The following is a 3,062-nucleotide window of genomic DNA, read 5'->3' on the forward strand; positions in this document are numbered from 1 at the left end:
AGGACCCGGCCGCCGCGGGCCGTGCGGATGCGCTCGATGCCGAAGGCCTTCGCCGCCGAGCCGCCGTTGGAGAAGGGCACATAGGCCTGGGCCATCTCCAGCGGGCTCACCTCGACGGCGCCCAGGGCCATCGACGGATCCAGCTGGATGGGGGAGGTGATACCCAGGCGATGGGCGGTGGCCGCGACGTTCGAGGTGCCCACCTTGCTGGCCAGGTCCGCGGCCACGGTGTTGACCGACTGGGCCAGCGCCGTCTGCAGGTCGATCTCGCCCAGGTACTCGCCGGTGTAGTTGCGGGGCTCCCAGGTTCCGATCTTGATCGGCTGGTCGATCACCAGGGTCGAAGGCGTGTAGCCCGCCTGCACGGCGGTCAGGTAGACGAACGGCTTGAAGGCCGAGCCGGCCTGGCGCTTGGCCATGGCGGCGCGGTCGAACTGGCTCTGCAGGTAGCCGGTGCCGCCCACGTATGCGCGGATGCGGCCCTCGCCGTCCAGTGACACCAATGCGCCCTGCTCGACGCCCTGGCCCTTGGCCGCGGCGACGCCCTGCTGCAGCGCCTGCTCGGCGGAGGCCTGCAGCGGCAGGTCGAGCGTGGTCTCTACCACGAGGTCCTCGGTGGGCTCCTCGCCCACGATCTGCCGCACTTGATCGTCGGCCCAGTCGACGAAGTACTGCGCTCGCTGGTTGGCCAGGGTTGAGTTGACGCGCACCGGAGTGCGCACCGCCTCGGCGCGCTGGGCCTCGGTGATGAAGCCCGCGTCGACCATGGCGTTCAGGACAATGTTGGCCCGCTGGGCGGCGTTCTTCGTCGAGGCGGCCGGCGAGTAGCGGGACGGGCCCTTCATGATGCCCGCCAGCATGGCGCTCTCGCCCAGGGTCAGCTGCGCGGCGGGCTTGGAGAAGTAGCGCTGCGAGGCGGCTTCGATCCCGTAGGCGCCGCCGCCGAAGTAGACCCTGTTGAGGTAGGTCTCGAGGATCTTCTTCTTGGAGTAGACGGCCTCCAGCTTGACCGCCAGCACCAGCTCCTGCGCCTTCCGCCGATAGGTCTGGTCGGTATTGAGGAACAGGTTGCGCGCCAGCTGCTGGGTGATGGTCGAGCCGCCCCGCAGCGGCCGTCCCTCGCCCTTGTGCTGCATGTTGTAGATCTGGCTGCGCGCGATACCCCAGGGGTTGAAGCCGAAGTGCCAGTTGTACCAGCGGTCCTCCACGGCGATGAACGCCTTGGGCACATAGGGTGGCAGGGCGTCCAGCGAGACGGCGGGCGCCGCCTGGCTTCCGCGGACCGATAGGAGCGCGCCCGAGCGGTCGAGATAAGAAATCGACGGCCGCCGTTTGGCTTCGTCCAGCGACGAGATATCGGGCAGGCCGGGGGCGAACATCGCAAAGAACGCGACGAGGAACGTCGCGCCCCAGACGGCGAGCACCAGGGTCCAGTAGATCAGGGCCTGCAGGGGCGTGCGCTTGGCGCGCGCGCGTCCCGGCGGCTGCGCATTGGCCATGGAATTAGGTCGTCCTACCGATCATACGCCGCCCGCCGGGCCCTATAGCCCACGGCAACGGAACGCCAAACATCATTGACGGGACGTGAACGTTCATTGACGCCCGGTAAACGCGGCGGGCGCAAACGCCGAGCGGGTCTGCATCTATGCATAGCGGCAGTGCGGTTTTAGGGGTTGCGCGCTCGATCTTAACACCGTTATCTTAGCATTGCTCAGTTCGACGTGCGCCAAGGGAGGGGATACCCGAGGCGGCCAAACGCGGCGGGCAGGGCCGGTACTCAAATCCTTGACGCCGACAACTCCCCGAACGCTGGAGGGCTCCTTGAAGCTCCAAATCCTTGCGGCCTGCGCCGCCCTCGCCACTCTCACCGCCGGCCAGGCCGTCGCGGCCGACGCCATCACCGCGAAACTCTCGGCGCCGGTCGCCGAGAAGACCAAGTTCATCGCCGGCGGCGCCATGTTCAACTGTGAAGGCGACACCTGCATCGCCCTCGCCCCGACCTCGCAGACCTTCGCGACCTCGACCTGCAAGACCATCGCCGACAAGGTCGGCGTCGTGCAGACGTTCGGCGGCCGCAAGGCCCTCGCCGAGGACAAGCTCGCCGACTGCAACGCCAAGGCCATCGCGAAGGCGAACGGCTCGCAATACGCCAAGCAGTAAGGCTCCCAAGTCTCCCAGCAGCTCTGTCGAGCTTCTGTCATGCCTGGCCCGCGGGGAAACCCGCGGGCTTTTTTTGCGCGCTCGGCTTGTGCGCACCTCCGCGCGACGCGGGGCGAGAGACGCGGGGGGTGAGCGGGCGAGGATGGTATCCGTTGGATTTCCGCAGGTTCCCCCGGCGGAACCCCGGTCCCTCTCGGTTGCGGCGCACAACAACGCGTGCTAGTAGGCGCGCGGCTTTGGGCCGGGGGCTGTTTCGAGCCCCAGGACCGATGTGCTTTTTTCAAGCGCTTTCAAGCCTTTAGCCGTCGCAGACCGGTCTGCGGGCGGCTCGTGAAACGCGACCCGGGCGGATAATAGTGGCGGACGACTCCTCTCTGTCGAATGTGGGCTCCAGATACGCGCAAGCCCTGTTCGATCTGGCCAACGACCAGAAGCAAGTCGCGAAGGTCGAAGCCGACCTGAAATCCCTGAAGGCCGCGATCGCGGACTCGCGGGACCTGCGGGTCCTGATCGGGTCGCCGACCTTCAGCGCGGACGACAAGGCCAAGGGCCTCGTCGCCATCGGCGCCAAGGGCAAGTTCAGCATGACGACGCTGAAGTTCCTGGGCCTCCTGGCCTCGAACGGCCGCGCCGCCGCGCTCCCGGAAGTCATCGAGGGCTTCGCCCGGTTGTCGGCCGCCGCCCGCGGCGCCGTCTCGGCCGAGGTGACCACCGCGCTGCCGCTGTCCGCGGCCCAGGCCAAGGGCGTCCAGGCGGCGCTCCGCCAGGCCCTGGGCAAGGACCCTGAAATCACGACCCGCGTCGATCCGGCCCTCCTGGGCGGGATCAAGGTGAAGGTCGGCTCCCGCCTCTTCGATGCTTCGCTGAAGTCGAAGCTCGACTCCCTGAAATTCGCCCTCAAG

General features: G+C 67.7%; 3 protein-coding genes. 2 read left to right on the top strand and 1 reads right to left on the bottom strand.

Annotated features, from left to right (window positions below; translation table 11 throughout):
* Positions 1–1,499: transglycosylase domain-containing protein (locus VGD44_RS15785; protein ID WP_331088768.1), on the bottom strand; the 1,499-nt coding region annotated here is incomplete at its 3' end.
* A 322-nt stretch (positions 1,500–1,821) separates the two neighbouring features.
* On the opposite strand from VGD44_RS15785, the gene VGD44_RS15790 reads away from it, so the two are divergent.
* Together VGD44_RS15790 and VGD44_RS15795 are read left to right on the top strand one after the other, a co-directional pair.
* Positions 1,822–2,160, top strand: coding sequence for a CC_3452 family protein (locus tag VGD44_RS15790; RefSeq protein WP_331088772.1), 339 nt, complete (start codon positions 1,822–1,824; stop codon positions 2,158–2,160).
* Positions 2,161–2,516: 356 nt separating this feature from the next.
* The coding region (locus VGD44_RS15795; RefSeq protein ID WP_331088774.1) for a F0F1 ATP synthase subunit delta at positions 2,517–3,062 on the top strand (546 nt) is incomplete at its 3' end.

It is taken from the genome of Phenylobacterium sp. (assembly GCF_036402295.1).
Classification (GTDB): Bacteria; Pseudomonadota; Alphaproteobacteria; order Caulobacterales; family Caulobacteraceae; genus Phenylobacterium.